Below are 26,022 nucleotides of genomic sequence, written 5' to 3'. Positions count from 1 at the left end.
GGCGTCAGTAGTTCGCGGGCTCGTCGACCGCGGACGCAGAGACGACCGCGGCGATCTGCATGCCCTCTGTAGCGCTCGTGAACAACGCCACGAACAGGTCGTCGCCTACTGGCCAGAGGTCGACGTGCTCGATCGACGTCACCACCAGCTTGTTTGCCGCCCAGGAGTCCTTCGCTGGCGCTTCAGCCCGCGGGGCGCCCCATGCCGCGATGAACGCGGACCGCACGTCACTCATCAGGCTGGCGAGGGTCGTCTCTTCGTCGAGCCCGGTCGGCTCCCGCCCCGTGATGATCTCCAGCTCGTGCCCCCAGGCTGCGGTCGTCAGCCGCAGTCCATCGAGTCGACGGAAGCGGATGCCGTCGATACGCGGTTCGTGGAGCAGCTTCCTGCAGGCCGAGACGACCGCATCGATGTCCACGGACGGCAGGATGAACGGGGTGGTGTCCGGCTCCGGTGCGGGACCCCCGGCCGGGACTTCCAGCTCCTCGCCCTTGACCTCACCGACCCAGGCGTCGAAGGGGTCCGGCTCGCGGACCGACCACTCCGGTGGCACCGAGACATCGAACTCCTGCTCGACCCAGGCGCGGAACTCTGCGAGGGCAGCTACCGATTCGGCGTCTTCGTCGATGGGTGCTTCGCCGATGGAGTAGCTGTTCAGCTCCAGGTAGCCGATGGCCAGGAGGCGGAGGAAGTCGACGGCGTCGTCAGCGGCGAAGAGTCGCTCGCCCTCGGAGCCGAGGACGACCACGCGCACCTCGTCGGAAGGGTCTCGCCAGAGCGCCGCGAAGCCTCCGGTTCCGTCGGTCTGGCCGAGGGGGAACAGTCGGTCGTGTCCGTTCTCTCCTGGCTCGAACCAGCCGGTGAGCGTCTCGGTGGGGGAGAAGGTGATGCCGAGCTCTGCCGTTCCGGCGTACGGAGTCAGGAAGTAGCCGTGCTTGTTCTCGAACCCCCACCCCTGAGCCTCCATCCACGTCCAGGCCCGTTCGAGGGGCTCCGGGATGCTCATCTCCGGCGGGAGCTTCGGTGTGAGGAGCTGTGAGAGTTTCGACATGGCTCAAGCATGCCTGCGTCGTTTGAATGAGTTCGGAGAGTGAAGCTGCGTCCGGACGACAAGAGCCCCGCCCCACACTTCGTGGGACGGGGCAGGGGCTCGGCGGGAGCTACGGGCGGAGCAGCACCTTGCCGACACGGCCGGAGGTGAGGCTCGCCTCGACCGCATCCGTGATCTTCTCGAATGGGAACACCTCGGCTACAGGAACCGTCAGCTGACCAGATCCGAGGTGCTGGAGCAGCTCCCCGAACAGGCGCTGCTTGAGGCCGGCGTCGATGGACTGGCTGACCTTGCTGCCCCAGAATCCGCGCACCGTGGCCTGCTTGAAGATGACGTCACCGGAGGACAGCTCGAGCGTGGGGGACGCCATGGCGCCGAAGACGACGAGCTCGCCGTTCTCGGCGAGGAGCGAGAGCACCTCGCCGGCGGACTTGCCGCCCACCGACTCGATGCCGACCTTGATGGGTGCGCCGCCCGTGATCTCGGCGACCCGGTCCCGCCAGCCCTCGGAGCTGGTCGCGACGATGCGCTCGATGCCCTGCTCGCGCAGCTCCTCGACGCCCTCATCGCGGCGCACGAGGCCGACGACGTTCACGCCTCGCGCGGCTCCGAGCTGCGCGATCATGCGGCCGACCGCGCCATTCGCGGCGTTCTGCACAAGCCAGTCGCCGCGCTCGAGGCCAAGCGACTCGAGCAGGCTGATGGCGCTGAAGGGCATCGCGACGAGCTGCGCGGCCGCTTCGTCCGGGACGGAATCCGGCACGGGGACAAGGCCTGCAGCCGGGGTGGTCACGTACTCGGCCCAAGCGCCGAACGACCCGCCAGTGGCGACCCGCTGACCGACAGCCAGCGAATCGACCTCGGCGCCGAGCGCGTCGACGATGCCGACGGCCTCGGTTCCGGCCCGCGCCGGCAACTCCGGCTTGAAGCCGTAGGTTCCACGCACGGTCCAGAGGTCGTGGTTGTGGATGGGGGAGAGCAGGATGCGCAGGCGCACCTCGCCGGGGCCGGGCTGCGGAAGCTCGTGATCCTCGACGGTCAGGACGTCCTGGGGTTCTCCGAAAGTGGAGTGGGTGATGGTGCGCATGTTCAGTCCTCCGAGACTGTGATCGTGACGTCGATGTTGCCGCGGGTGGCGTTCGAGTAGGGGCAGACCTGATGGGCGGCGTCGGCGAGTGCCTGTGCTTCGTCATGTCCCAGGTTCGGGATCACGACTTCCAGCAGCACGGCGAGCTGGAATCCGCCTTCGCCGTTCGGCCCGATGTGCACGCGGCCGCCAACGCTCGAGTCTCGAACGTCGACCTTCTTGCCTCTGGCGACGGCGTGCAGCGCCGAGTGGAAGCAGGCCGCGTATCCCGCGGCGAAGAGCTGCTCGGGGTTCGCGCCGCCGCCTGGCCCGCCCATCTCCTTGGGGATGGCCATCGTGAGGTCGACGGTGCCGTCGCTCGTGACGACGCGACCGTCTCGTCCCTGGCCGGTCGAGAGCGCTTCCGCGGTGTAGAGCACGTCCACAGCTAGTCCTTCTTTCCTTGTGATTCCGCCTGTGCGGCGGTGGTTTGCATGGTCTCAGTCAGGTGCTGCAGCGTGCGCAGGAGCGCCGCCGCCGATTCCTGGCTGTCGAGGCCGGTCCCCGCGGCGATGCGGGCCGGGATGTGCGAGAGCTGTCCGCGCAATGCGGTGCCGCGCTCGGCGAGTGCGACCACGACGACTCGTTCGTCACCTCGACGTCGCTCGCGGGTGATGAGTCCTGCATCCGCCATGCGCTTCAGGAGCGGTGAGAGGGTGCCGGAGTCGAGCTGCAGGAGCTCCCCGAGGGAGCTCACCGATTGCTCACCGTCGTTCCAGAGGATCACGAGCACGAGGTACTGCGGATACGTGATGCCAACTGGCTCGAGCAGCTTGCGGTAGGCCTGCGTCGTGGCGCGGCTTGCGGCGTAGAGGGAGAAGCAGATCATCTCGTCGGTTACCGGCATAGATAAAGCATTGCACACAAGTGAGTTGTGCACAACTCAATCTGGGAAGGGAGCAACGCTTGCCCATGTGGCGGCTCAGGTCAGGTCTGGACTGGCAGAGCCGTGCACGCCGGGCCTCAGCACGACGACGACAGGGCCACCTGCGCGACCGGGGAACCGTGACCTGAACGTAGCCGTCCGGGCCGATCAGAGGGGATAGATTGATGGCTCCCCAACACGGAGGAGCGCCTGTGGCCCGCCCGTCGTCGAACAAGCGTCGCAGCCCCGGAGCGAGCGGCGCGAAGCGCGTCCGAACGACCACGCGGGCAGGTCGCGGGAATGCCCGCCCGCCGCGCGTCGGCTCGACGACAGCGAAGCGGAGCCAGCCGCCCCGCCGGCAGAACTCCTCCGCGCGGACTGCGACGCGTGCGAAGCGTTCGCCGAGCGCGCGCCGCGCGACTCCCTGGTGGACGCAGCCGACGACCGTGACCTCATCGCTCCGCTATCCCCGCCTCGCGGCGGCCGGCTTCCTGCTGGTTGTCACCGCCGTCACGCTCGCCGCCACCTTCGGAATCCTGTGGCTGTTCGTCCCCGACGTCGCTCTGCGTACCCTCGAGCAGTGCATCCAGTTCGGGACGCGCCTTGTGGGTCTCGGCCAGGCCATGGTCGACGCCGTGGCTCGGCTGCTCTGACCGACCGCGGTCTTCCGCTCGCCCACCGTGCTCGTGCGACCGTGCGGGGCCTCGACGAACGGGTGACGTCAGCGAGGGGATGCCCGCAGTTCAGAGCCGAGGGCGGATCGTGGAGGCGACTCGCTGCTGAACTGTCGCTCCGAGCAGGCCGCGGAATCGCGAGGCCCACCAGACGAGCGACGCGGCCGCGATGAGGGCGACGAGGAGGCCCACGACGTGGAGCGCCAGGAGAGCCATGCCGCGCTCCGGCAGCAGGAAGCCGTATGGCACCCACCCGTCAGTCGCGCCTCGCAGCAGCACGACGAGCATCCACAGGAGCGGGTAGGGGAGCACGAGCCAGAGCCCACGCCACGGGAGTGGGCGGCGATCTCCGACGATCAGCCAGTCGAGGACCACGTAGGCGGGGAAGACCACGTGCAGGATGGCGCTCACCCAGGGAGGTGCGGAGCCCGTACCAGGGACGAGGGCGTTGTAGATCACCCCGACGATGATCATGCAGCTCGTGGCGATCGCACGCAGCAGGGTGAGCCAATTTGGGGCCGTGCGCCCGCGGACAGCGAGGACGCCAGCGGCGATGAGGAGCAGACTCGTGAACAGGCTCGTCTGATTCGTGAAGTAGCCGAAGAAGTCGAACGGGTTGTCGTCGCCGACCTCGATCCTGCCCGCGTAGGTGAACCCGAGCAGCCCGATGATGCCGAGCCCGACGACGATCCGCAGCGCAGCGACAAGGGCAGGCGCCCTCGCGGTCGTCGTCTTCGGAGTGCTCGTCACCTGCGTCAGCCTAGGGCCGCGCGGCTGACACGTGACTGCGACCGGCCCATCTACGATCGGGACCGTGACCGACGACTCCCTCCTTCGCGACCAAGCAGCCCCCGACTCGCCCGAAGCCGGGTTGGCCGATGCCATCGATGAGGTCCTCGAGGCCGCGACGACGCTGCTCCTCGAGCGTGGCGACGCCGCCGTCGAGGATGGGCAGCTTGATCCGGTGTTCCGAGCCCACGTCGTCGGCATCCTCACAGAGGCGTGGACGAGGTTGGCCGGTCTCCGCGACTACGGGCACCTGCAAGCGCCCGCCGCAATGGATCTGGGCCTCATGCAGGCGACCGCCGATGTCCTCCTGTCGCAGGGATTGCACCCAGCGCAGCCCCTCGTCTCGGCGAACCTCCTGTTCGAGACCGCGCTCCCCGTCTTCGCGGGTCGCCTTCCTGTGCCGACCGTGACCGTCGCGCTCGTCCTGCACGCGAGCGTCTTCGGCAGGTTCGTCCCTGGTGCGCTCGCCTACGCCGAGACGCTGCGCACCCAGCTCTCCGGCGTCCAGCGAGTGGCCGAGCTCAGGCTGGCTCGCCAGCTTCGCGAGACCGTGCTGCCCTCGCTTGCCGGCGATGACGCTGCCCTCGTGGAGGCGATGGCCTGGGATCTGGAGCGTCCCGCCCCCGCAGGCTTCCCGGATGCCCTCATGGACTACGCCGCGCACGAGCTGGCGGGCGCGGCTCCCGTCGAGGTCACGGAGATCGGGACGAGGGGCGCGGTATCGGCGCCAGCCGCCGAAGAGCTCCACGCGATCGCCGTCGAGGCGATCCGGAACGCCCGGCGGCATGCAGGGGCGAGCCGCATCGACGTGGTCGTGCTCTGGCGGCCCTCCACGCTGGTGCTCACGGTCACCGATGACGGCACCGGCGCCGCAGCGCCCCTCGAGCAGCTCGCGGCGACCACGTTCGGGGTCGCATCCATGCGCCAGCGCGCAGCGCTGGTGCACGCCCGCATCCGCTTCGAGACGGACGAGACCGGAACGACCGTGACCATCACCTGCCCGACGACGGCTGGCCCGGAGACGACCCCGGAAACGAGCGCGGACGCCCGAGCCTGAGGCCCGGGCGCCCGCTCCCGTGGGACAGGGGAGCCCTACGGTGTCGGCATGCCGCCGTTCACGTTCAGTGTCTCGCCGAGCACATAGCTCGACTCGGGCGACGCGAGGAAGACGTAAGCGGGCGCAAGCTCAGCCGGCTGACCCATGCGGCCGAGCGGCGTGTCCTCGCCGAACTCCTCGACCTTCTCCGGCGGCTGCCCGTCGGTGACCTGCAGAGGCGTCCAGATCGGTCCGGGGGCGACGGCGTTCACGCGGATGCCCTTGGGCGCGAGCTGCTGGGCGAGCGCCTTCGTGAAGGCGTTGATGGTCGCCTTCGTCGACGCGTAGTCGACGAGGATGGCCGCGGGCGAGTAGGCCTGGATCGACGTCGTGTTGATGATCGTCGAACCCGGCGGGAGGTGGGGGATCGCGGCCTTGGAGATCTCGAACATCGCGTAGACGTTGACCTTGAACGTCTCGTCGAACTGCTCGCTCGTGAGCGTCGTGAGGTCTTCGTTGAAGATCTGCTTGCCCGCGTTGTTGACGAGGATGTCGAGTCCGCCGAGCTTCGCGACCGCCGCATCCGCAAGGCCCTTGACATACTTGTCGTCGGTCAGGTCGCCGGGGAGCTGCACCACGTTGACGCCCGCGTCCTGGGCGATGGCGGTGATCCGGTCGGCGTCCTCCTGCTCCTCGGGCAGGTAGGCGATGGCGACGTCGGCGCCTTCGCGGGCGAACGCGATGACCGTGGCCGCCCCGATGCCGGAGTCGCCGCCGGTCACGAGCGCGCGACGCCCCTTGAGGCGCCCGGATCCCTCGTAGGTGCTCTCACCAAGGTCCGCCGTGTCGCGGAGCTTCGAGTCGAGGCCCGGCTCGGTCTGGTCGTCGGAGTTCGGCGAGATCTCGCTGTAGAGCTTGGTGGGGTCGGTGAAGGTGTACTGATTTGCCATGTTCGTCTCCTGTACGTGGTGTCTGTCGTGGTGTGCGGGCGCAGAGCGGCGGCTAGATCGTCGCGACCGAGCCCGAGTCGACCCGGTAGTTCGAACCGTTCACGAACGAGGCCCGGTCTGAGCAGAGGAAGGTGATGACGGAGGCGACCTCGCTCGGCTCGCCGCGGCGGCCCAGCTCCATGTACGGTCGCTCCTCGTCGAGGAACGACTCGATCGCCTCGTCGACGTCCGTGCCGAGCTCCTTGGCGCGCTTCTCCATCATCGCGTCGGTCATCGGCGTCGAGATGAAGGCCGGGGAGACCGCGTTCACGAGCAGTCCCTCCGACGCGTAGCTGCGCGAGAGTCCTTTGGAGAGCGCGAGGATGCCGGCCTTCGCCGCGCAGTAGGGAAGCTCGTCGTCGTAGGGCTGCACCGCATCCTCAGAGGCGAGGAACACGATCCTGCCCCAACCGCCCTTGCGGAGCGAGGGGAGGAACTGCCGGACGAGCCGGACGGGACCGAGCAGGTCGATCTCCACGGTCTTCGTCCATCCCTCGTCGTCGATCTCGTGGAATAGCCCCTGCGCCCCGGTGATCCCCGCGGACTGCACGAGGATGTCGATGTCGCCCACGTGCTCCTGCACGAAGCCGTGCAGTTCGGCGAGCTCATCGAGTCGGGTGATGTCGGCCGCGTGCGCGAACAGCCTGCCGTCCGGCGCCTCGAGCTTGGCGGCCGCCTCCGCGAGTGCGTCCGGGTCCTTGTCGCTCAGGACGACGATCGCGCCCTCGTCGAGCAGCTGCCTGGCGGTCTCCCAGCCGATGCCGGAGTCCCCTCCGGTGATGAGTGCCTTCTTGCCGTTAATGCCGAGATCCATGTGCGTGTCTCCAGTCTTGGTTCGAGAAGTGACGTGCGTGGGGAAGAAAAGAATGAGGGGGTCACTGCGGGCCCGCGGATGCCCCGAAGACGTTGGCGGGGCGACCGTGACCGACGCCCTCGATGGCGAAGATCGAGCCGCTGAGGGGTGCGTCGACGAGGTCGCTCTCGGTGAGGTTCTCTCGCGCCGTTCCGACGAACAGCGTCGAGAGCCCGTCGCCGCCGAAGGCGACCGACGTGACGTTCGGCGCCGGAAGGGTGAGGTCACCCAACGGCGACGCGCTGGCGTCCCAGTGCGCCACGCGTCCAGCCCCGTAGATGCCGTTCCAGAACGAGCCGTCGACGTCCCTGGCCAGCCCGTCCGAGTTGCGCCCGTGGATGAACGGCTCCAGCTCGCCGAGGTCGTCGGGGCCAGGGCCGTAGCTCGCCCGGTAGACGGTCTGCGTCGACGTGTCGGTCACGAAGATCGTGTCGCCGGAGTCGCTCCATTCGAGGCCGTTCGTCGTGTGGAACCCACCGAGGAGCAGTCGGACGGTGCCGTCGGCGTCGAAGGTGTACAGGGCTCCATCCGCCGCGGGCGACGTGGTGTTCATCGACCCGACGACGAAGCGGCCGAACGGGTCGACCTTGCCCTCGTTGAAGCGGATGCCACCGTGGGAGTGGACGACGGAGGCGATGGTCTTCTGCAGCTCACCGTCCGGCCCGAGCACGACGATGCGGTCCTGGAGCGACGCCACGAAGCCACCCCCGGCGGCTGGCTGCACGGCGCTGACCGGGGCGGGGAGAGCGGAGACTCGGTCGTCGCTGCCGTCGCGAGCCCCGTCGAGCCTCGCCCGATGGAAGGTGCCCATCGTGATGTCGACCCAGGCGAGTTCGGAGGTGCGAGCATCCCACCAGATGCTCTCGACGAGCACCGAGCGCAGCTCGCGGAAGACGGTCGGTTCACTGGTCATCTGTGGCTTCTTCCGGTGCGAGCTGTCTGATCAGGAGGGCGGCGTTGATGAGCGCGAGGTGGCTGAGTCCCTGCGGGAGGTTGCCCCAGAAGGCACCGTCGCCTGTGGCGATCATCTCGGCGAGCAGCCCGACGTCGTTGGTCTGCTCGACGAGCTCGTCCATTGCCGCGATCGCCTCCGAGGAACGGCCGACGCAGGCGAGCGCCGAGACCCGCCAGAAGGCGCAGGCGACGAAGGTGTGCTCTTCGCTGGCGACTCCCGAGTACCGGTAGAGGAGAGCGCCGTGGCCGAGTTCCCTGCTCAGGGCGTCGATGGTGGACGACATGCGCTCACCGCGATCGAAGCCGCTCGGCGCGTGGAGCAGTACGGAGGCGTCGAGGCGATCCGAGCCGGGATGCATGACGTAGCTGGCGAGCTCCTCAGACCAGCAGTGCTCCAGCGTCCACGCTCGGATGCGCTCCCGTTCCGCTCGCCAGCGGTCGACGTCTCCTTCGATGTGCGCGCCCTCCGCGAGCGCGATCGCGTCGTTGAGCGCTTGCCAGCACCCCATCTTGGAGGAGGTGTAGTGCTGTTCTTCGCCGAGCTCCCACATTCCTGCGTCTCGCTTGCGCCAGTCGTCGCAGGCCTTGTCGGCCACCTTGGCGAGGAGTCGTGCGGTTTCGACGTCGAGGAGGTTGCCGTCGTCGACGTAGGTGCGGCTGATGGCGATGAGGTCGCCGTAGATGCCGAGCTGCAGCTGCCCTTGCGCGGGGTTTCCCGTCACGACGGGACTGTTGCCGCGCCATCCGGGGACGTCGTACTTCTCGACGCCCGCGCACGTCTCGCCGTTGAGCGAGTACATGACGTAGATGTCCGGGCCCTGCTCGCGGATGGTGCGCAGCAGCCAGGAGATGGCCGCGTGCGTCTCCTCCCTGAGCCCGAACCAGACGAGCGCGTGCGCGGTGTAGGCGAGGTCGCGGATCCAGGCGAACCGGTAGTCCCAGTTCTTGCCGCCTGCCGGGTTCTCGGGCAGCGACGACGTTCCCGCCGCGGCGATAGCACCCGTGGGACTGTAGATGAGGAGCTTCAGCGCCAGCGCGCTGCGCTGCACCTGATTGGACCATGGGCCTTCGTAGGAGAACTCCTCGGACCAGCTCAGCCAGCTCTCGATGGTTCGGTCGATGCCCTTGTCGACGTTCTCTGGCTCGGGAACGCGGAGGGGCTCGCCCTCGGTGGCGGTCAGGACCAGCAGGTGTCGCGAGTCGGGTGCGGTCGTGAACCCGCCGCGGAGCTCGGCCTCCTCCGCTCCGCTGCGTGGGTCGGCGCTCTCGGGGCCGTGCTCGCTGCCGACGACGGCGAGGGAGAGCTCACCGCAGCGGATGATGGTGTGCTGACCGACGCGGTCGAGCCACGGGGATCTGGTGCCGAGCATCGTGCCGGGTACGACGCGCCAGGTGAACTCGACGCTGCCTTCGATGCCGTCGATTCGTCGGGCGAGCTCGGCCCAGGGCAGGCGCCCGGCGACGCCCGTGACCATGGCGTCGGTGACGCGTGCCACACCGCTCGCGCTCGTGTAGGTGGTCTCGAGCACGTTGGTCTGCTCGATGTAGCGCCTCGTGGACGTGAAGTCGCCCGCGGGGGTCAGCTCGACGTACCCGCCTGTCTCGTCGTCGAGGAGGCGCGCGAAGACCGGGAGCGAGTCGAGGTTGGGCAGCGGCAGCCAGTCGACGCGTCCGTCGGGTGTGACGAGGGCGATGGTGCGCCCGTCGCCGATGGCGGCGTAGTCGCGAAGGGGGAATCCGGGGGGAGTCTGCGTCATGAGGGTCACGACGCTACGGGAAGGCTCGGTCCGCTCCGTGGGAGTTTCCTCCGCGTGCCTGAGCGCCTGCCGCTACTCGTGAGCGCGCGTGGTTAACGGGTCGCTCGCCTGGTGTCAACCCTCCTGTGACCTCACGGTCGGCGTGCGTAGCGTGCTGTGGACCGGGGAGTGCAGCATCCCGCCGTTGGGTATGGCTGGAGGGAGAACAGGGTGCTCGAGTTCATGGGCAGGATCGGGGTCGACGCCGACTTCTGGGACGGCAGCGCCCGGCTCCTCGAATCCGCCGAGGAGTGCGCAGGGGACGCCCCGCAGATGCTCGGCGCCCTGCGCGAGCTCCCTCCTGTCCCAGTGCCTGGACGCGGTCGCACTCGCTCGCTGCTGCATCTGCTGTCGAGCATCGCCGCGATCGATCTCACCGCCGCCCGTGTCGTCGAGCCGCACTTCGACGCCGCCGCGATCCTCGCGCAGACGGGGGCGGAAGTCGGACGCGGTGAAGCCTGGGGTGTCTTCGCTTCTGCGTCGCCGGTGGCTGTCCGCTGGCTTCCGGGGGCAGACTCGCACAGCGTGGCCGAGGGTGCAGACGCTGAGCTGACCGGCACCAAGCGCTGGTGCTCGCTCGCAGCGAAACTCGATCGCGCCCTCGTCACCGCGTCGGATTCGATGGGGGAGTGGATGTTCGTGGTCGACCTCCGGCAGGCGGCGGTGGTGCCGCGCGGCGGCGGGGCACCCTTGACCGGCCTCCGTGGAGTGCCGAGCGGGCCGGTCGATCTCCACTCGGCGACTGCGAGAGCCGTGGGGGATGTCGCCGACTGGTACACCTCGCGTCCGGGGTTCGCTTGGGGTGGGATCGCCGTTGCCGCCGTGTGGTTCGGGGGAGCGGTGGCCCTCGGGCGTGCGCTCGAACGCGCTGTGGGCGGCAGGGAACCGGACCAGCTCGGTCTCGCCTGGCTCGGTGAGGCAGATCGTCTGCTGCACGGCGTCCAGGTCCAGCTCGACGACGCCGCCGACCGCATCGACGCGGGAAGCGCCGACTGGGCTCTTGCCCAACGGGTGCGCGGGAACACCGCCTCCGCCTGCTGGCGCCTGCTGGCACTCTGCGGAGAAGCCATGGGGCCTGGCCCCCTCGCCTTCGACGCCACGCACGCACGACGTGTCGCCGACCTCACCATGTACCTCAGCCAGCATCACGGAGCCCGCGACGACGCAGCGCACGGGCAGCAGCTCGCGGCCGCGCTGCACCGCTCCTCCGAAGCCCCATCGATCTCGGGGGACGACTCGTGATCGGCGCCGCATCGGTGGAGTTCACACATCTGGACACGGGGACACCAGAGGCAGCCTGGCTGGAAGCCGGTATCGAGCACCTTCCGACCCTCGCGCTGAAAGATGCCCTCGGCCCGGAGACGCTGCTCATCGTCGGAGCCGCGCACCCCGACGACGAGTGCCTCGGCGCCGCCGGCCTCATCCGCAGGGCACTCGCGGCCGGAGCCGCCGTGCGCGTCCTGCTGTGCACCTGGGGCGAGGCCTCGCACCCAGCTTCGCCGAGCGTCGAGCCCCCGGCGCTCGCCGAGCTGCGACGAGCAGAGTTCCACGAGGCACTCAGACGGCTTCGCACGAGTCCGTCAGCGGGGTCCGAGGCCACCGGCGGCCAGTCGGGCTCCATCGAGTCGGTCGAGCTCGGCCTCGGCGACGGCCAGCTCTCGCAGTCCACCGACCTCATCGCAGACGCCGCAGCGAAGATGGTCCGGGATTCGCCGGCACAGCGTGTCGTCATCGCCGCGCCCTACCGGAGAGACGGACACACGGACCACGACACCGTCGGTGCCGCGCTCGCGCGGGCCGCCGCCGAGTCCGGCGCGCTGCTCCTCGAGTTCCCGATCTGGTTCTGGCACTGGGCACACCCCGCGCGCGACAGCGAGTGGCGTCACTGGATGCGGCTCCCGCTCTCACCGCGTGAGACCGACGCCAAGGCGGCCGCCCTCGACGCGCATGCCTCGCAGCTGCACGCGCTCTCCGACGAGATCGGCGATGAGACGGTGCTCGGGGCCAGCCAGGTCGAGCACTTCTCGAGGAGCTTCGAGGTCTTCCGGGTGACGGCGAGCGCGACGCGCGACGCCGGCTCGGCGAGTCACACGTTCGATGGCGTCCATGCAGACGCGGACGACCCTTGGGACCTTCGGTCCAGCTGGTACGAGCGGCGCAAGCTCGCCCTCATGGTCGGGATGCTGCCCGGCGAGACGTACCGGCGCGCCCTCGAGATCGGCTGCTCCATCGGCGAGAGCACCGCAGCGCTCGCTGAACGGTGCGATCACCTGCTCGCCGTCGACGCGAGTGCCACCGCCCTCGGCCTCGCCGCGGCGAGACTCGCCGATCTCACGGGCGTCGATCTGGCCAAGGCAACCCTGCCGCACGACTGGGACAGACTCGGTCTCGGACCCGGTCAGCTCGATCTCGTCATCGTCTCCGAGACCGGCTACTACCTGGCGGAGGACGAGCTCTGCGAGCTCCTCGCCAACTCCCGCCGAGCCCTCTCGCCGACCGGCGTGCTCGTCCTCTGCCACTGGCGTGGTCCGATCGACGGCTGGCCGCTCGACGGCGACCGAGTGCACGCCCTCGCAGCACGACTCGGCATGCGCAGCCTCGCCTCCTACGTGCAGGACGAGACCCTCATCGACATCTACGAGAACGGGATGCCGCCGAGTGGCGGTTCCTGCTTCGCCTCGGCCGCAGCCTCTGATGCTCAACAGTCTGCGAGCGCGGCCGGATGACGGTGACGAGTCCGGTGAGCGGTCCGGCGACCGGTGCGGGGAGCTCGAGCACCCCCATCCGCGATCTGCGGATCGTGGTGCCCGCCCGCGACGAAGCGGAGACGCTGGCCGAGTGCCTCGCCGCGTTGACGGTCGCGATGGACTCGATCCGCTGCGCGAGCGCAGGTGTTCGGGTGCAGCTTGTCCTCGTCCTCGACAGCTGCCGCGACGCGAGCGCGCGGATAGCGGCCCGAGCCTCCGAGCGGGACGAGCGCATCCGCGTGATCGAGGGCCTGCACGGCTCTGTCGGCGAAGCCAGACGTGCGGGGGTGAGGGCCGCTCTCAGCCTCAGCTCCGGGGGCGACCCGACAGCCGTCGACCCGACCTCGACGTGGATCGCCTCCACCGATGCCGACTCCGCCGTGCCGCGGGGCTGGCTGCTCACACACCTCGAGTTCGCCGACGCAGGCATCGACCTCCTGCTGGGGACGGTGAACGTCGAACCCCAGGCAGATGCTCCGCACATCGAGGCCAGGTGGCGTCGGGACTACTCGAGCGTCGAAGGGCACCCGCACATCCACGGTGCCAACCTCGGCGTCCGGGCCTCGGCCTACCTCGCCGCCGGTGGGTTCCCTCCGATCCGGGAACACGAGGACACCGGCCTCGCCGCCGCGGTCAGCGCGTGCGGCTTCACCGTGCATTCGACGGCTAGCTCACCCGTCCTGACATCGGGACGGCAACGCGGACGCACGCCGGGCGGCTTCGCTGGCTACCTGGAAGACCTGTGCGCCCCGAATCTCGAGCCACGAGACAATCGGGATACGGCAAGCGAGAGGAGCAGGGCATGACAACGGCACGAGGATTCGACCACGACGTCTACGCGGGGTATCTCAACGCGCACCTCCTGGCCTCGGAGGCGGGGCTGCGCGCATTCAAGTCAGCCAAGGCGACGTGGGCCGGATCGCCGCACGAGCAGACGATGCGGTTGCTCATCGCCCACATCGCGGCCGACCGCCGCGACCTGGCGTCGCTCATCGATCAGCTCGGCTACCGCGAGTCGTTCCTGAAGCTCTGGCTCACGAACGCGGCGCGCGTGGCCGGCACATTCAACCCGGTGAACATCCTGCGCCTCAGGCAGCGCCCGAGCACGCAGCTCGAACTCGACACCCTCACCGGCATGGTGCGCGCCAAGCTCTCCATGTGGGAGGCGCTCATCGCAGTGCAGCCCCGGGACCCGCGACTCGTGCTCTCCGGCTTGCAGGAACTCGAAGCCCGTGCGCACACCCAGATCGAGCTCATCCAGAGCATCAGCCGCGACTCCGTCGAGGAACGATTCCTCGAGCAGGACCCACGGGCGGGCGCAGGGCGGTGAGCCGCCGAGCGGTTGTCGTCGGGGCGGGTCCGAACGGACTCACAGCTGCAGCGCTCCTTGCGAGGCGCGGCGTCGAGGTCACCGTGTACGAGCGGGACCCCCAGATCGGAGGAGCGGCGAGGTCCGCCGAGCTGTTCGGGCCCGGTTTCGTGAGCGACCTCGGGGCTGCGGCGCATCCCTTCGGCGTCGCGAGCCCGGCGTTTCGCGAGCTTGAGCTCGAGCAGAACGGGCTCGAATGGGTGCAGCCCGAGATCCCGATGGCGCACCCGCTGCCAGGCGGCCGCGCGGCGATGCTGCACAGGGACATCGAACGCACGGTCCAGGAGCTCGGTGTCGACGGCCCCAACTGGCGACGCCTGCACGAGCACTTCTCGCACCATCCCTTCGAGACGGTGGAGAACGCGATGGGTCCGCTCCTGCGAATTCCCCCGCATCCCGTCGACATGGTGCGACTCGGGGTCTTGGGGGCCCTGCCGGCGGCGACGCTCGCGAACCTCGTCTTCCGAAGCGGCGCGGCCAAGGCACTCCTCGCCGGCTCCTCGGCGCACGCGACGCTGCCGCTCACCCGACCGCTGACATCGGCGTTCGGCATCGCCTTCGGCGCCCTCGGCCACAGCACCGGGTGGCCCGTGGCGAAGGGCGGCTCGGCGAGCATCACGGATGCGCTCGCCAGGGTGCTGCTCGCCAACGGCGGCCGCATCGAGACCAACGCAGAGGTCACCGACCTCCGCGACCTCCCGCGAGCTGACGCCGTCCTCCTCGACCTCACGCCGAAGCAGATCCTCCGCATCGCCCCGGAGCAGCTGGAGTCGCGCTACGCCGCTCACCTCGCACGATGGAAGTACGGGGCTGGCGTGCACAAGATCGACTACCTGCTCGACGGGCCCGTGCCGTGGGAGGACGCGCGGGTCGCGTCCGCCGGCACCGTGCACGTCGGCGGGGAGTTCCGGCAGATCATCGAGGCCGAACGCGACATCAACTGCGGGCGCATGCCGGAGAAGCCGTTTGTCATGGTCACGCAGCAATCCGCTGCGGACGCGAGCAGGACACACGATGGCAGGCAGGTCCTCTGGTCGTACGCGCACGTCCCGAACGGCACAGCGCTCGACGTGCGCCCAGCTCTCGAAGCACAGATCGAACGCTTCGCGCCCGGCTTCGCAGACGTGGTCCTCGAACGTCGAGAGTGGTCGCCGAGCGCGCTCGAAGCGTGGAACCCGAACCTGGTCGGCGGTGACATCGGCGGCGGCTCGATGGCGGGCACGCAGCAGCTGTTCCGGCCGGCGCCCTCGCTGCATCCCTACCGCGCCGGACGACGGGGACTCTACGTGTGCTCGTCGTCGACGCCGCCCGGGGGCGGGGTCCACGGCATGCCGGGTCTGCACGCTGCACGCGCCGTGATGCGCGATTGGGCACGCCGCGACTGAGCCGTCGGCGCGTCCCGCTACGGTGGACGCATGCATCCACCAGTCACCGGTCCCCAGCACGAGGTTGTGAGCGGACGAGTCCGCGTCAAGGTCGGCCGGGTCGCTGCGGTGCTCCGTTCCCTCGAGGTCGGCGGCGTGCAGCTCGTCGAGGACTTCGGCGACGATGTGCTCCCACCCTTCGGCGCTGGCCTGACGCTGTTCCCCTGGCCGAACAGGGTCAGGGATGGCCGATGGGCGCACGACGGGAAGACGCAGCAGCTCGACATCACGGAGCCAAGCAAGGGCAACGCCTCGCACGGTCTCATGCGCAACACGGAGTACGCGGTCGTCGGAGAGACAGGCTCGGGCCTCGAACTCTCCGCGACGGTGTTCCCGCAGCACGGCTGGCCCTTCACGCTCCGCCACACGGTGCGGTACGAGGCCGTCGACGACGGTCTCGTCGTCACGCACACGGTCGCCAATCTCGGCACGCAGAAGGCGCTCTTCGCGGTCGGAGCTCACCCGTACTTCCGCGTCGGAGAGGAGCCGATCGCCGATCTCGTCGTCAGCGCCGACCTCGTCGAGCGCGTGCTGCTCGATGATCGACTGCTCCCGGTCGGAACCGAGCCCGTCGTGTCGGGAGGAACGTTCGACCTTCGTGCGGGTCGCAGGGTGGGCGATCTCGACCTCAACTACGCCTTCCGCGTCCGCCCTTCCGGTGACCGCACGCTGCTGAGCGTCGAGTCCGCGGCCGGGGCTCGCCTCGAGCTCTGGGGCGACGCCGACTTCCGGCACCTCCAGCTCTACACGCCCGCCGACTTCCCCCGCCCCGAAGAGCACCACGGAGGCACTGGTCTTGCGTTCGCCGCGGAGCCGATGACGTCACCACCGGACGCCCTCAATTCGGGCGTCGACCTCATCGAGCTCGACGTCGCGCAGGTCTGGAGCGGTTCGTGGGGAGTTCGCTTCTCGCCGGCAGACGAGAGCTGAGCTCAGACGCCCTTGCCCGAAGAACGGCGGACGACGAGCCGCGGTTCGACGAGCAGTTCCTGCGGCAGCGATTCGTTGCCCGCCTCGGCCTCGATGAGCCACCTCGCGGCTTCTCGTCCGATGACCCCGTTGTGCGGGTCGACGGAGGTGAGCGAGACACCGGCGATGGATGCGAGGAACGAGTTGTCGTAGCCTGTGAGCGCCACGTCGTCCGTCGTCAGGCCGCGCTCCTCGAGTGCACGTTGTACGCCGAGGGCGGCAAGGTCGTTTGGTGCGATGATCGCGGTCGGCTGGGTCGCACGGGACAGCAGGCTCGTCGCCGCGACGTAGCCTCCGAGCTCGGTGAAGTCGCTCTCCTGGACCTGCACGTGTCCGGAGAGTCCGTGCGCCGTCATCGCTTCCTCGTAGGCTTCCGCCCGGCTGCGGCCGGCGGCGGCAAGCCCTCCGAGATGCGCGATGTCGCGGTGGCCGAGGGAGGTCAGGTGCTCGACCAGGAGCGCGAGGCCCTTGCGGTCGTCGGTTCGCACGCAGCCCGCGTTCGGCAGCCCTTCGGCAAGGCCGGATGCCACGACGACGGGACGATCCTCCGCGAGAGCACCGAGCGAGGCGGCATCAGGAAGGGAGCCGGCGATGAGGACGCTCCTCGGCCGCAGATCGCTGAGCGTCGCGATCGTGCCCTCGTCGAGCTGGCGCACGGTCCCCGACTCTGGCAGCACGGCGGTTGTCATCAGCCCGCGCCGACCGGCCCGGTCGAACTCCAGGCTCGCCGCGTCGATGATCTCCGCGAACACGGGGTTGATCGGGTCTGCCACGAGAATCCCGATGAAGTCGCTCATGTTGGTCGCCAGCGACCTCGCGAGCAGATTCGGTCGGAACCCCAGCTCTTCGGCGGCTGCGAGCACACGGCTCTTCCGCGCCTCGCTGACCTTCTCCGGATCGCTGTACACGAGCGAGACGAGCGACTTGGACACGCCGGCAACCGCCGCCACGTCGCGAATCGTTGGACGCTTTGCGGGATTTGGGACAGCACGACGCTGTTGCTCTGACAAGAGGTCTCCTGGGGGAAACTCTGGGAGAAGGGCTCCGGGGGAGGGAGCTTCGGAGTGCTAACACTACGCGGAAAGTGCGGTACCCGACGGCAGCACCGCCGGTAGAATCGCCCCATGGTGACCCGACTGCGCGACGTGCTCATTTTCGGAGAGCGGAACTGGCCCTCGTCAGGAGCGGAGTCCTGGGACTCGGTCGGTCTCGTCTCCGGCGCGCTCGACGCTGAGGTGGGCCGCATCCTCCTCGCAGTCGATGCCGCCCAGCTGACCGTGAGTGAAGCCGTCGACACATCCGCCGACCTCCTGCTCGTGCATCATCCGCTGCTTCTGCGCGGCGTCACGGCCGTGGCGGAGTCGAGCGCGAAGGGCTCGCTCCTCGCGCAGCTCATCCGCGCGGACTGCGCGCTTCTCGCAGCGCACACGAACGCCGACGTCGTGGAGACCGGCACGTCGGCGGCACTCGCCGCTGCGCTCCGGCTCGAACAGGTCACGCCGATCGTGCCGTCCGCAGACAACCCCGACCGCGGCCTCGGACGCGTCGGCGTCCTCCCGCAGCCCATGACGCTCGGGGCGCTCGCACGGGCTCTCGCGGGCATACTGCCGGCAACCGCGACGGGGATCCGAGCAGCGGGCTCCTTCGACCGCCTCGTCGAGACCGTCGCGCTGTGCGGCGGAGCCGGCGACTCGCTGCTCGAGGACCCGAAGGTCGTCGGGGCCGACGTCTACATCACGAGCGATCTTCGCCACCACCCGGCCTCGGAGTCGCTCGAGCAGACACTCGCACGCGGTCGGGGGCCCGCACTCATCGACACCTCGCACTGGGCGAGCGAGTGGCTGTGGCTCGACCATGCTGCTCGTGAGCTGCGCGCGGAATTCCCGCAACTCGACGTCGAGGTGTCCGAGCTCCGCACCGACCCGTGGGAGTTCGCCATTCCCCAGTAGTGCGCGGCGGGCCACGTGCGCGCCCTGCGCGGGCGGCACACGACTTCACGACAGAATGAGGGAACTATGAACGACAACCAAGACATGAACCGGGGCCAGGCATGAAGGCCAGCGAAGCAGACCAGCGCCGTCTGCTCGACCTGGCCGAGGTCGACACCAAGCGCCGCCGTGTGCAGCACGTCGCGAAGAACCTGCCAGAGCAGCACCACCTGAACGCCCTCGACGAGGAGCGGACGAAGCACCGCGCTGAGGTCGTGCAGCTGCTCGGTCAGCTCGAGGACTCGCGCAGCGAACTCAAGAAGATCGAGTCGGATGTGGAGACTGTCGAGGCGCGTCTGAAGCGCGACAACGACCGGCTGCAGGGTGCGTCGAGCCGGAAGGACATCGAGGCGCTGCAGCGCGAGATCGAGGTGCTCCAGCGGCGCCGCACGATCCTCGAGGACGGCGAGCTCGTGGTCATGCAGCGCGTGGAGGAGCAGACCGCGGCGCACGAGGGCGCGCTCGAATCGCAGCGAAGCGTCGAAGACCGCGCGCGGGAGCTCACGGTGCTGCGCGACGCCGCTCGCGACAACCTCAAGGGCGAGTACCGTGTCCTCTCCGAGCAGCGGGCGAGCGTCCTCGCGAGCCTGCCGGCTGACCTCGTCGCGCTGTACGAGAAGCAGCGTGAGCGCTACGGCGTCGGCGCGGCCGAGCTCATCGGCAACATCACGACCGGAACCAACGTGGCTCTCGACCGGCCCGAGCTCGAGAAGATCCGCCGCGCCGCGCCGGATGACGTCGTGATCTGCCCGGACTCTGGCGCCGTCCTGGTCCGCACGGAGAAGTCCGCGCTCTGATCTGAGAAAGTCGAGCGCCCGCCGCTGAGTTCTGACATACTCAGTGGCGGAGCGCCGACGGCGTCGCTTGAAGTGAAACGCATCGTTGCTCCTCACCTATTACTACGGATCGTCCGGCACGTACCTGCCGGTAATGAGGGAGTACTCCTATGGCAACTGTGACCTTTGAAAGCGCATCGCGCGTCTACACCGAGGGCGCTCGTCCCGCGGTCGACAGCCTGGATCTCGAGATCGACGACGGAGAGTTCCTCGTCCTCGTCGGACCATCCGGCTGCGGCAAGTCGACATCGCTGCGCATGCTGGCAGGGCTCGAAGAGGTGAATCACGGCCGCATCCTGATAGGCGACCGCGACGTCACGCACCTCCCGCCCAAGGACCGCGATATCGCCATGGTGTTCCAGAGCTACGCGCTCTACCCGCACATGACGGTCGGCGAGAACATGGGCTTCGCGCTCAAGATCGCTGGCATCAACAAGGAAGAGCGCGCCAAGCGTGTCCTCGAGGCCGCCAAGATCCTCGACCTCGAGCCGTACCTCGACCGCAAGCCGAAGGCGCTCTCCGGTGGTCAGCGTCAGCGTGTCGCCATGGGTCGCGCCATCGTGCGCAGCCCCCAGGTCTTCCTCATGGATGAGCCGCTCTCCAACCTCGACGCGAAGCTCCGTGTGCAGACGCGTACGCAGATCGCGAGCCTCACCCGCCGCCTCGGCGTCACAACGGTCTACGTCACGCACGACCAGACCGAGGCCCTCACGATGGGTGACCGCATCGCGGTCCTCAAGGACGGGGTCCTCCAGCAGGTCGGAACGCCGCGCGAGCTCTACGCGAAGCCGAAGAACGTCTTCGTCGCCGGCTTCATCGGCAGCCCGTCGATGAACATCTTCGGTGCCGACCTCACCTCAGAGGGCGTGCGCTTCGGAACCGACGTCATCCCGCTCGAGCGCGCCACGCTGGCAAAGCTCAAGTCCGGTACCGCCACGGTCGGAGTCCGCCCCGACGACATCATCATCTCGCGCGAGGAGAAGCCGGGCCTCAAGGTCGAGGTCGACCTCGTCGAGGAGCTGGGCGCTGAGGGCTACCTCTACGGCCACTCGATCATCGACGGAACGCGCACAGACATCGTCGCTCGCGTCGACGGCCGCAGCCACCCTGAGGTGGGCGAGACGATCTACGTCACCACGGACAACGACCACATCCACATCTTCGACCCGGAGACCGAGCAGCGCATCAGCGGTGCGCTCACGGAGGCCATCCGCCTGCAGGAGGCGAACGACGCTCTCGCGAGCGGAGCCGCCAACTAGCACGCTTCTCCAGAGCGGCGAACGCCCTCCCCAGATCACAGATCTGGGGAGGGCGTTCTGCTGTGCGACCGAGGAGATGCGTCGGTATGGGGGAGCGAGGGAGCGGGCACCACGAACTGCTGCGTCAGCGCACGACTGAGGGGGAGCCGGCTGGCTCCCCCTCAGTCGTGTGATGCGAGCGCCCGAGGGCGCCGACGGGATTAGCCCTTCGTGGATCCTGCCAGCAGGCCGCGGACGAAGTAGCGCTGCAGCGAGAAGAACACGATGAGGGGCACGAGGATGGAGAGGAACGCACCAGCCGTGAGGAGCGGCCATTCCTGACCACGCGAACCCGTGATCTCGGCGAGCAGCTTCGTCATGGGGGCCACCGCACCGTCCGCGAAGACGAGCGCGACCAGCAGATCGTTCCAGACCCAGAGGAACTGGAAGATGCCGAACGAGGCCACGGCGGGCAGCGTCAGCGGCACGATGATGCGGAAGAAGATCTGGCCGTGGCTCGCACCGTCGACGCGAGCTGCCTCGATGACCTCACGCGGGATCTCCGAGATGAAGTTGTGCAGCAGGAAGATGGCGAGCGGCATGGCGAAGATCGAGTGAGCGATCCACACCTGTGCGAAGCCAGCATCTGCTCCGAACGCGGCGATCACGGGGACACCGAAGATCTCACCGCGGGCGAAGAGCTGCAGCAGCGGCACGAGTGCCATCTGGATCGGCACGACCTGGAGGGCGAAGACGAGGATGAACAGCCAGTTCTTGCCTTTGAAGTCCATCCACGCGAACGCGTACGCGGCGAGCAGCGCGATCGCGAGCGGGATGACCGTCGCGGGGAGCGCGATGACGATGGAGTTCAGGAACGCCTGCGCCATCGTGAGCTGCGTATTGCCGGAGGCGAGCACTTCGACATAGTTGTCGAAGGTCAGGCCCCAGTTCTGGAAGATCGTCCACCAGCCGGTGCTGACGACCTCCGCCTTGGGTCGGAACGAGGAGACGAAGAGCCCGAAGGTCGGGATGGTCCACACCACGGCGATCGTGATCGCAGCGATGGTGGCCCAGCGGCTGGTGAGGTTCTTCTTCACCTTGCCGCTTGTGCTCTTCTCGCCTCGTGCGAGCTGTTCCGCCGTCTTCGTGTCGACGGGCAGTTCGACTGGAACGATGGCGCTCATCGGATCTCCCTCTGCTTCTTCATCTGGTTCGCGTTGTAGATGATGATCGGCAGCACGAGGATGAACAGCACGACCGCGAAGGCGGCCGATCGTCCGGTCTCGAAGGTCTTGAACTGCGTGTACATCTCGTTCGCGATGACGCTCGTGTCGTTCGCGCCCGCGGTCATCGTGCGAACGATGTCGAAGACCTTGAGCGAGGCGATGGAGATCGTCGTGACGACGACGACGAGCGAGGAACGGATGCCGGGGACCGTGACGTTGATGAATCGCTGCCACGGGTTGGCACCGTCGAGGGACGCGGCTTCGATCTGGTCCATCGGAACGCCCTTGATGGCGGCCGAGAGCACGACCATGGCGAAACCGGTCTGCACCCAGATGAGCACGATGATGAGGAAGAACGTGTTCAGTGGCGACTCGGCGAGGAAGTCGTATGGCTGCCCGCCGAACCAGACGATGATCTGGTTGAGGAGGCCGATCTGGTCCTGATCGGCTGGTCGTGCCGTGTACATGAACCGGAAGATGATGGACGCGCCCACGAACGAGATCGCCATGGGCATGAAGACGAGCGCCTTCAGGAACTTCTCACCACGCGACTTGTCGATGAACACGGCGTAGGCGAGGCCCGCGACTGTCGACAGGATCGGCGTCACGACGACCCAGATGATCGTGTTGAGGACGGTCCGGATTCCGCTTGGCTGCGTGAAGATCCAGATGAAGTTCTCGAGGCCGACGAAGTCGCCGGACTTGTTCGTGAACGCCTGGCCGGTGGTCTGGATGCTCGGGACGATGAGTCCGATGATCACCAGGATCAGCGCAGGTGCGAGGAAGCCGATGAGGCCGATCAGGTAGCCGGCGCCTTCACGCGACCGCTGGTCGAACCAGAAGAGCAGCGCACCGAGCAGGATGGCGACGATCGCCGCCCAGGTGTAGGTGCCGAGGATGAACACGAGTGCGACTGGGACTGCGATGCAGACGACGAGCCGCAGGATCGTGTATTTCTTGCCGGGTCGAGGGGCGAGCTCGACGAAGTAGACGATGAGCGCAACCACCGCGAGGAACGCGATGATGACGATCGGGACTTGCAGGAGTGGCGGCAGTTGGGCCAGCCACGTGAAGAAACTTGCCATTGTGACCTTCCAGGGTGGCAGACAAGCACGTGCGCGGGGGACGTCGTCGTCCGTGCGGTGGAATGCGTGTGGAGCACCCGGCGCGAGGCCGAGTGCTCCACAACACGGTGCTTAGCTGGAGGGCCAGCCTGATTCGATCTGGGTGGTCACGGTGTTGACGTCCGTGCCGTTGATCCAGTCGATGATGCCCTTCCAGAACGTTCCTGCTCCCACTGCCGAGGGCATGAGGTCAGATCCGTCGAAGCGGAAGGTTGTCGCCGGGTCCTGGAGGATCGCGATGGACTCCTGCAGGATGGGGCTGGACGCGCTTGCCGGGTCGAGACCGGTGTTCGCGCTGATCACGCCTCCGAGGGAGACGCGGCTGTTCGCCCACTCAGGGCTGGAGAGGTACTCCTGGACCTTGACCGTGTCCTCGTCCGCGTTGAACGATCCCACGATCTCGCCGCCGCCCGTGACGGCGAGTTCCTTGCCCTCGACGGGCGGGGTCATGAAGGCCCAGACGTCGCCGTCCTCACCGACCGTGCCGCCCGCTTCGGTGATGAAGCCGTCGTAGAAGGAAGCCTGGTGGTGCAGCGCGCACGTGCCGTCGACGAGCTTCGCGGCTGGGTCGCCGAATGCGGTCGAGTTGATGGAGCGCACGTCGCCGAAGCCTGCGTTGACGTAGTCGGGGTTCGTGAGGATCTTGCCTGCTTCATCGAACGCGGCCTGGATGCGCGGGTCGGTGAAGGGAATCTCGTTCGCGACCCACTGGTCGTAGACCTCTGGTCCCTGCTGGCGGATGACCAGGTCTTCGATCCAGTCGGTGCCCGGCCAGCCGGTTGCGGCGTCTGAGCCGAAGCCGGCGCACCAGGGCGCGGTTCCGGTCTTGGCCTGGATCTCGCCGGTGAGCGTGATGAGCTCTTCCCACGTCTTCGGCACTTCGTATCCGTTGTCCTTGAAGAACTTCGGCGAGTACCAGACGAAGCCCTTGAGGTTCGCCATGAGTGGCGCCCCGTAGACCGTGCCGTCGTACGAGGAGTACGTCTTCCAGTCTTCCGACCAGTACTGCTCGAGGTTGCTGACGACGCCTTCCGGTGCCTCCGTGAGCAGGCCGCCACTGGCGAGGTCGCCCATGAGGCCGGGCTGCGGGAAGATTGCGATGTCCGGCGGGGTACCGCCCTGGGCTCGAACGGAGATCTGCGTCTCGAACTCCTTGGAGCCTTCGTAGACGATCTCGATGCCGTTCTCTTCCGCCCAGCCGGCCCACGATTCCTCGAGGAGCTCGGCTTCGGCGTCGACGATCGTGCCGTAGATCGTGACCTTGTTGTCGCTTGGGCCGCCCGAGCTGTCCTGCACGCCGGGGCCACCGGAACAGGCGGTCAGGGCGAGACCGGCGACTGCGAGTGCGGCAACCGATGTTGCGGCACGTCGCTTCGTGGATGTTGTCATTGAACTCCTCCTTAAGTCCTTGACTGCGAGCGAACCGCCGTTCCGGGCAGTCATTGCCCAGATTTGCTGCAAGAGCTCGTCGGTTCGGCCACGGCATTCCTGAGAGCTGCGTGTGGAAATGCCGTGCGCTTTTGGAGCGTACACGAACTCGTCAGTTGATCCACGCCGTTCACTAAGTCGTTATGAAGGGATGTCCAGCTGCGGTGAATATGGCACGTTCCTCGCTCTGACCCCTGCTCATGGAAGCATCATTCGCTCACGCTGGGTCAGGTTGTCTGGACAATTTCCGGAGCGTTCTCCAGGCACTACGATGGTGCGTGAGCAGGTCGACCAGGCGGTCGCGTCATGGGAAGCCATGCCGAGGAACGTCCGGGCTCCGCAGAGCAGGACGGTGGGTAACGCCCACCCGGGGAAACCCGCGAGACAGTGCCACAGAAAGCAGACCGCCCCGCCGCGTCCTTCGGGATGCAGGGGTAAGGGTGAAAGGGTGGGGTAAGAGCCCACCGGGCGCCTGGTGACAGGCGCCGCAAGGTAAACCTCGTCCGGAGCAAGGCCATACAGGGGATGACGACGCTGCTCGCCGAGTCCCCGGGTAGGCCGCTAGATGCACGCGGCAACGTGTGCGCGAGAGAGATGGCCGCCCCCGATTCACATCGGGACAGAACCCGGCGTATCGGTCGGCCTGCTCACTCTCTTGGTCGCGGTGCCGGGCTTGAAGCTGTTCTGGCTTCCGGCCCGGCCTCCGCCGTTCGATTCAGCGCGTGTCGAGGGTCGGGGATCAGACCCAGTGCTCGGCTGCGAGGCATGCTGAGCCGACGATGCCAGCGTTGTTCATGAACTCGGCGACGACGATGGGGGTCTCGACGTCGATGTAGTGCAGGAACTCGTCTGCCTGCTTGGAGATACCGCCCGAGACGATGAAGACGTCGGGGGAGAAGAGCGCCTCGAGCTGACGGTAATAGGGAGTGAGTCGCGAACCCCATTCCGAGAACGACAGCTCATCGCGCTCGCGCACCTTCGACGAGGCGAACTTCTCGTAGTCGCTGTGGTCGCCGATGCTGATATGCCCGAGCTCGGAGTTCGGGAACAGGTGGCCCCCGTAGAACATGGCCGTCCCGATGCCCGTGCCGAGCGTCGTCATGATGACGCTGTCGAGTCGCCCGTGCGCCACGCCGAAGCGCACCTCCGCGATGCCGGCCGCGTCTGCATCGTTCGCGAGCGCCACTTCGCGCCCGACCGCCTCGGAGAAGGCCGCCCTGGCGGCGAAGTCGATCCAGCGCGGCGAGATGTTGGCCGCGGAGCGCGTCACCCCGTGCTTGACGATGGCGGGAACGCTGATGCCCACCGGGACGTCCGTGTCGCCGTCGAGGTCCTTGTCCCAGATCTTGCGGACGATCTCCATGGTCGCGTCGATGACCTCGCGCGGGTCACCGCCGACCGGCGTCGGCACCTTGCGCCGCTTGGAGAGCAGCTCGCCCGTGCGAAGGTCGACGAGCGCCCCCTTGATGCCGGTGCCGCCGATGTCGATGCCGATGGCCTTGGTGGCTCTGCTCTTGCCCATGCGTGTGAGCATATCGGG

General features: G+C 68.0%; 25 protein-coding genes and 1 other RNA gene. 12 read left to right on the top strand and 14 right to left on the bottom strand.

The window, feature by feature from the left end:
• Positions 1-4: 4 nt before the first annotated feature.
• The 4 genes from C5B99_RS19255 to C5B99_RS08905 form a co-directional block, all read right to left on the bottom strand.
• Positions 5-1,051: a hypothetical protein gene (locus C5B99_RS19255; protein WP_181064972.1), complete on the bottom strand. Its 1,047-nt coding sequence runs from the start codon at positions 1,049-1,051 to the stop codon at positions 5-7.
• Between the two features lie 109 nt (positions 1,052-1,160).
• Entirely contained in the window at positions 1,161-2,138 is a 978-nt protein-coding gene (locus tag C5B99_RS08915) for a zinc-binding dehydrogenase (protein ID WP_104241390.1), read from the bottom strand.
• 2 nt (positions 2,139-2,140) lie between these two features.
• Positions 2,141-2,563: an organic hydroperoxide resistance protein gene (locus C5B99_RS08910; protein ID WP_104241389.1), complete on the bottom strand. Its 423-nt coding sequence runs from the start codon at positions 2,561-2,563 to the stop codon at positions 2,141-2,143.
• A 2-nt stretch (positions 2,564-2,565) separates the two neighbouring features.
• On the bottom strand, positions 2,566-3,024 hold the full coding sequence (locus C5B99_RS08905) for a MarR family winged helix-turn-helix transcriptional regulator (protein ID WP_181059309.1): 459 nt from the start codon (positions 3,022-3,024) through the stop codon (positions 2,566-2,568).
• A 464-nt stretch (positions 3,025-3,488) separates the two neighbouring features.
• Between C5B99_RS08905 and C5B99_RS18990 the strand changes: the two genes are divergently transcribed.
• The gene (locus C5B99_RS18990; protein ID WP_146081970.1) at positions 3,489-3,695 is read left to right on the top strand and encodes a hypothetical protein; all 207 of its coding nucleotides are present in this window, start codon (positions 3,489-3,491) and stop codon (positions 3,693-3,695) included.
• Positions 3,696-3,785: 90 nt separating this feature from the next.
• Here the strand turns inward: C5B99_RS18990 and C5B99_RS08895 are convergent, their stop codons facing one another.
• Positions 3,786-4,466, bottom strand: coding sequence for a Pr6Pr family membrane protein (locus C5B99_RS08895; protein WP_104241386.1), 681 nt, complete (start codon positions 4,464-4,466; stop codon positions 3,786-3,788).
• Between the two features lie 64 nt (positions 4,467-4,530).
• On the opposite strand from C5B99_RS08895, the gene C5B99_RS08890 reads away from it, so the two are divergent.
• Positions 4,531-5,562 (top strand): sensor histidine kinase, encoded by a 1,032-nt coding sequence (locus tag C5B99_RS08890; RefSeq protein WP_104241385.1) that lies wholly within the window; start codon positions 4,531-4,533, stop codon positions 5,560-5,562.
• Between the two features lie 35 nt (positions 5,563-5,597).
• Here C5B99_RS08890 and C5B99_RS08885 read toward each other — a convergent pair whose 3' ends face one another.
• The 4 genes from C5B99_RS08885 to C5B99_RS08870 form a co-directional block, all read right to left on the bottom strand.
• On the bottom strand, positions 5,598-6,491 hold the full coding sequence (locus tag C5B99_RS08885) for an SDR family oxidoreductase (protein ID WP_104241384.1): 894 nt from the start codon (positions 6,489-6,491) through the stop codon (positions 5,598-5,600).
• A 52-nt stretch (positions 6,492-6,543) separates the two neighbouring features.
• Positions 6,544-7,344: an SDR family NAD(P)-dependent oxidoreductase gene (locus tag C5B99_RS08880; RefSeq protein ID WP_104241383.1), complete on the bottom strand. Its 801-nt coding sequence runs from the start codon at positions 7,342-7,344 to the stop codon at positions 6,544-6,546.
• A gap of 61 nt (positions 7,345-7,405) precedes the next feature.
• Entirely contained in the window at positions 7,406-8,296 is an 891-nt protein-coding gene (locus tag C5B99_RS08875) for an SMP-30/gluconolactonase/LRE family protein (RefSeq protein ID WP_104241382.1), read from the bottom strand.
• A complete protein-coding gene (locus tag C5B99_RS08870; RefSeq protein WP_104242079.1) occupies positions 8,286-10,094 on the bottom strand; it encodes a glycoside hydrolase family 15 protein in 1,809 nt (602 codons plus the stop codon). Before C5B99_RS08870 ends, C5B99_RS08875 begins: the two co-directional genes overlap by 11 nt.
• 210 nt (positions 10,095-10,304) lie before the next feature.
• On the opposite strand from C5B99_RS08870, the gene C5B99_RS08865 reads away from it, so the two are divergent.
• From C5B99_RS08865 to C5B99_RS08840, 6 genes are read left to right on the top strand one after another with little or no spacing between them, the layout of a single operon-like run.
• Positions 10,305-11,375 (top strand): acyl-CoA dehydrogenase family protein, encoded by a 1,071-nt coding sequence (locus C5B99_RS08865; protein ID WP_104241381.1) that lies wholly within the window; start codon positions 10,305-10,307, stop codon positions 11,373-11,375.
• Positions 11,372-12,859 carry a bifunctional PIG-L family deacetylase/class I SAM-dependent methyltransferase gene (locus C5B99_RS08860; RefSeq protein ID WP_104241380.1) on the top strand — a complete coding sequence of 496 codons (1,488 nt, stop codon included), beginning with the start codon at positions 11,372-11,374 and terminating at the stop codon, positions 12,857-12,859. The genes C5B99_RS08865 and C5B99_RS08860 overlap by 4 nt, the downstream gene beginning before the upstream one ends.
• Positions 12,856-13,686 carry a glycosyltransferase family 2 protein gene (locus C5B99_RS08855; protein WP_104241379.1) on the top strand — a complete coding sequence of 277 codons (831 nt, stop codon included), beginning with the start codon at positions 12,856-12,858 and terminating at the stop codon, positions 13,684-13,686. The genes C5B99_RS08860 and C5B99_RS08855 overlap by 4 nt, the downstream gene beginning before the upstream one ends.
• On the top strand, positions 13,683-14,210 hold the full coding sequence (locus tag C5B99_RS08850) for a hypothetical protein (protein WP_104241378.1): 528 nt from the start codon (positions 13,683-13,685) through the stop codon (positions 14,208-14,210). The genes C5B99_RS08855 and C5B99_RS08850 overlap by 4 nt, the downstream gene beginning before the upstream one ends.
• Complete coding sequence (locus C5B99_RS08845) at positions 14,207-15,634, top strand: NAD(P)/FAD-dependent oxidoreductase (protein ID WP_104241377.1); 1,428 nt, start codon at positions 14,207-14,209, stop codon at positions 15,632-15,634. The genes C5B99_RS08850 and C5B99_RS08845 overlap by 4 nt, the downstream gene beginning before the upstream one ends.
• 30 nt (positions 15,635-15,664) lie before the next feature.
• On the top strand, positions 15,665-16,603 hold the full coding sequence (locus C5B99_RS08840; protein ID WP_104241376.1) for an aldose 1-epimerase family protein: 939 nt from the start codon (positions 15,665-15,667) through the stop codon (positions 16,601-16,603).
• A gap of 2 nt (positions 16,604-16,605) precedes the next feature.
• Here the strand turns inward: C5B99_RS08840 and C5B99_RS08835 are convergent, their stop codons facing one another.
• Positions 16,606-17,592 (bottom strand): LacI family DNA-binding transcriptional regulator, encoded by a 987-nt coding sequence (locus C5B99_RS08835; protein ID WP_181064971.1) that lies wholly within the window; start codon positions 17,590-17,592, stop codon positions 16,606-16,608.
• A 174-nt stretch (positions 17,593-17,766) separates the two neighbouring features.
• Here C5B99_RS08835 and C5B99_RS08830 point away from each other — a divergent pair, with 174 nt between their 5' ends.
• The 3 genes from C5B99_RS08830 (at position 17,767) to C5B99_RS08820 (ending at position 20,725) form a co-directional block, all read left to right on the top strand.
• Positions 17,767-18,591, top strand: coding sequence for a Nif3-like dinuclear metal center hexameric protein (locus tag C5B99_RS08830; protein WP_104241374.1), 825 nt, complete (start codon positions 17,767-17,769; stop codon positions 18,589-18,591).
• Between the two features lie 101 nt (positions 18,592-18,692).
• Complete coding sequence (locus tag C5B99_RS08825; protein ID WP_104241373.1) at positions 18,693-19,427, top strand: zinc ribbon domain-containing protein; 735 nt, start codon at positions 18,693-18,695, stop codon at positions 19,425-19,427.
• Between the two features lie 149 nt (positions 19,428-19,576).
• Positions 19,577-20,725 (top strand): ABC transporter ATP-binding protein, encoded by a 1,149-nt coding sequence (locus C5B99_RS08820; protein ID WP_104241372.1) that lies wholly within the window; start codon positions 19,577-19,579, stop codon positions 20,723-20,725.
• Between the two features lie 200 nt (positions 20,726-20,925).
• Here the strand turns inward: C5B99_RS08820 and C5B99_RS08815 are convergent, their stop codons facing one another.
• From C5B99_RS08815 to C5B99_RS08805, 3 genes are all read right to left on the bottom strand, one after another.
• Complete coding sequence (locus tag C5B99_RS08815) at positions 20,926-21,888, bottom strand: carbohydrate ABC transporter permease (RefSeq protein WP_104241371.1); 963 nt, start codon at positions 21,886-21,888, stop codon at positions 20,926-20,928.
• The gene (locus tag C5B99_RS08810) at positions 21,885-23,015 is read right to left on the bottom strand and encodes a carbohydrate ABC transporter permease (protein ID WP_104241370.1); all 1,131 of its coding nucleotides are present in this window, start codon (positions 23,013-23,015) and stop codon (positions 21,885-21,887) included. The genes C5B99_RS08815 and C5B99_RS08810 overlap by 4 nt, the downstream gene beginning before the upstream one ends.
• 111 nt (positions 23,016-23,126) lie before the next feature.
• Positions 23,127-24,443 (bottom strand): ABC transporter substrate-binding protein, encoded by a 1,317-nt coding sequence (locus C5B99_RS08805; RefSeq protein WP_104241369.1) that lies wholly within the window; start codon positions 24,441-24,443, stop codon positions 23,127-23,129.
• A 322-nt stretch (positions 24,444-24,765) separates the two neighbouring features.
• Between C5B99_RS08805 and rnpB the strand changes: the two genes are divergently transcribed.
• Positions 24,766-25,132: RNase P RNA component class A (gene rnpB / locus C5B99_RS08800), an RNA gene on the top strand.
• Positions 25,133-25,221: 89 nt separating this feature from the next.
• On the opposite strand, the gene ppgK is transcribed toward rnpB, so the two are convergent.
• Positions 25,222-26,004, bottom strand: coding sequence for a polyphosphate--glucose phosphotransferase (gene ppgK, locus C5B99_RS08795; RefSeq protein WP_104242077.1), 783 nt, complete (start codon positions 26,002-26,004; stop codon positions 25,222-25,224).
• Positions 26,005-26,022 lie beyond the last annotated feature (18 nt).

This window comes from Pseudoclavibacter sp. Z016, assembly GCF_002931215.1.
In the GTDB taxonomy this organism is placed as follows: domain Bacteria; phylum Actinomycetota; class Actinomycetes; order Actinomycetales; family Microbacteriaceae; genus Pseudoclavibacter.
The sequence above is the reverse complement of the archived record's forward strand: the minus strand, read 5'-3'. Positions and strand labels throughout refer to the sequence as shown.

Bases quoted from the DNA above. Each gene is read 5' to 3' on its own strand.
- C5B99_RS19255 (WP_181064972.1), bottom strand. From the start codon at position 1,051: ATGTCGAAACTCTCACAGCTCCTCACACCGAAGCTCCCGCCGGAGATG.
- C5B99_RS08915 (WP_104241390.1), bottom strand. From the start codon at position 2,138: ATGCGCACCATCACCCACTCCACTTTCGGAGAACCCCAGGACGTCCTG.
- C5B99_RS08905 (WP_181059309.1), bottom strand. From the start codon at position 3,024: ATGCCGGTAACCGACGAGATGATCTGCTTCTCCCTCTACGCCGCAAGC.
- C5B99_RS08885 (WP_104241384.1), bottom strand. From the start codon at position 6,491: ATGGCAAATCAGTACACCTTCACCGACCCCACCAAGCTCTACAGCGAG.
- C5B99_RS08880 (WP_104241383.1), bottom strand. From the start codon at position 7,344: ATGGATCTCGGCATTAACGGCAAGAAGGCACTCATCACCGGAGGGGAC.
- C5B99_RS08875 (WP_104241382.1), bottom strand. From the start codon at position 8,296: ATGACCAGTGAACCGACCGTCTTCCGCGAGCTGCGCTCGGTGCTCGTC.
- C5B99_RS08870 (WP_104242079.1), bottom strand. From the start codon at position 10,094: ATGACGCAGACTCCCCCCGGATTCCCCCTTCGCGACTACGCCGCCATC.
- C5B99_RS08855 (WP_104241379.1), top strand. From the start codon at position 12,856: ATGACGGTGACGAGTCCGGTGAGCGGTCCGGCGACCGGTGCGGGGAGC.
- C5B99_RS08850 (WP_104241378.1), top strand. From the start codon at position 13,683: ATGACAACGGCACGAGGATTCGACCACGACGTCTACGCGGGGTATCTC.
- C5B99_RS08840 (WP_104241376.1), top strand. From the start codon at position 15,665: ATGCATCCACCAGTCACCGGTCCCCAGCACGAGGTTGTGAGCGGACGA.
- C5B99_RS08830 (WP_104241374.1), top strand. From the start codon at position 17,767: ATGGTGACCCGACTGCGCGACGTGCTCATTTTCGGAGAGCGGAACTGG.
- C5B99_RS08825 (WP_104241373.1), top strand. From the start codon at position 18,693: ATGAAGGCCAGCGAAGCAGACCAGCGCCGTCTGCTCGACCTGGCCGAG.
- C5B99_RS08820 (WP_104241372.1), top strand. From the start codon at position 19,577: ATGGCAACTGTGACCTTTGAAAGCGCATCGCGCGTCTACACCGAGGGC.
- C5B99_RS08815 (WP_104241371.1), bottom strand. From the start codon at position 21,888: ATGAGCGCCATCGTTCCAGTCGAACTGCCCGTCGACACGAAGACGGCG.
- C5B99_RS08810 (WP_104241370.1), bottom strand. From the start codon at position 23,015: ATGGCAAGTTTCTTCACGTGGCTGGCCCAACTGCCGCCACTCCTGCAA.
- C5B99_RS08805 (WP_104241369.1), bottom strand. From the start codon at position 24,443: ATGACAACATCCACGAAGCGACGTGCCGCAACATCGGTTGCCGCACTC.
- ppgK (WP_104242077.1), bottom strand. From the start codon at position 26,004: ATGGGCAAGAGCAGAGCCACCAAGGCCATCGGCATCGACATCGGCGGC.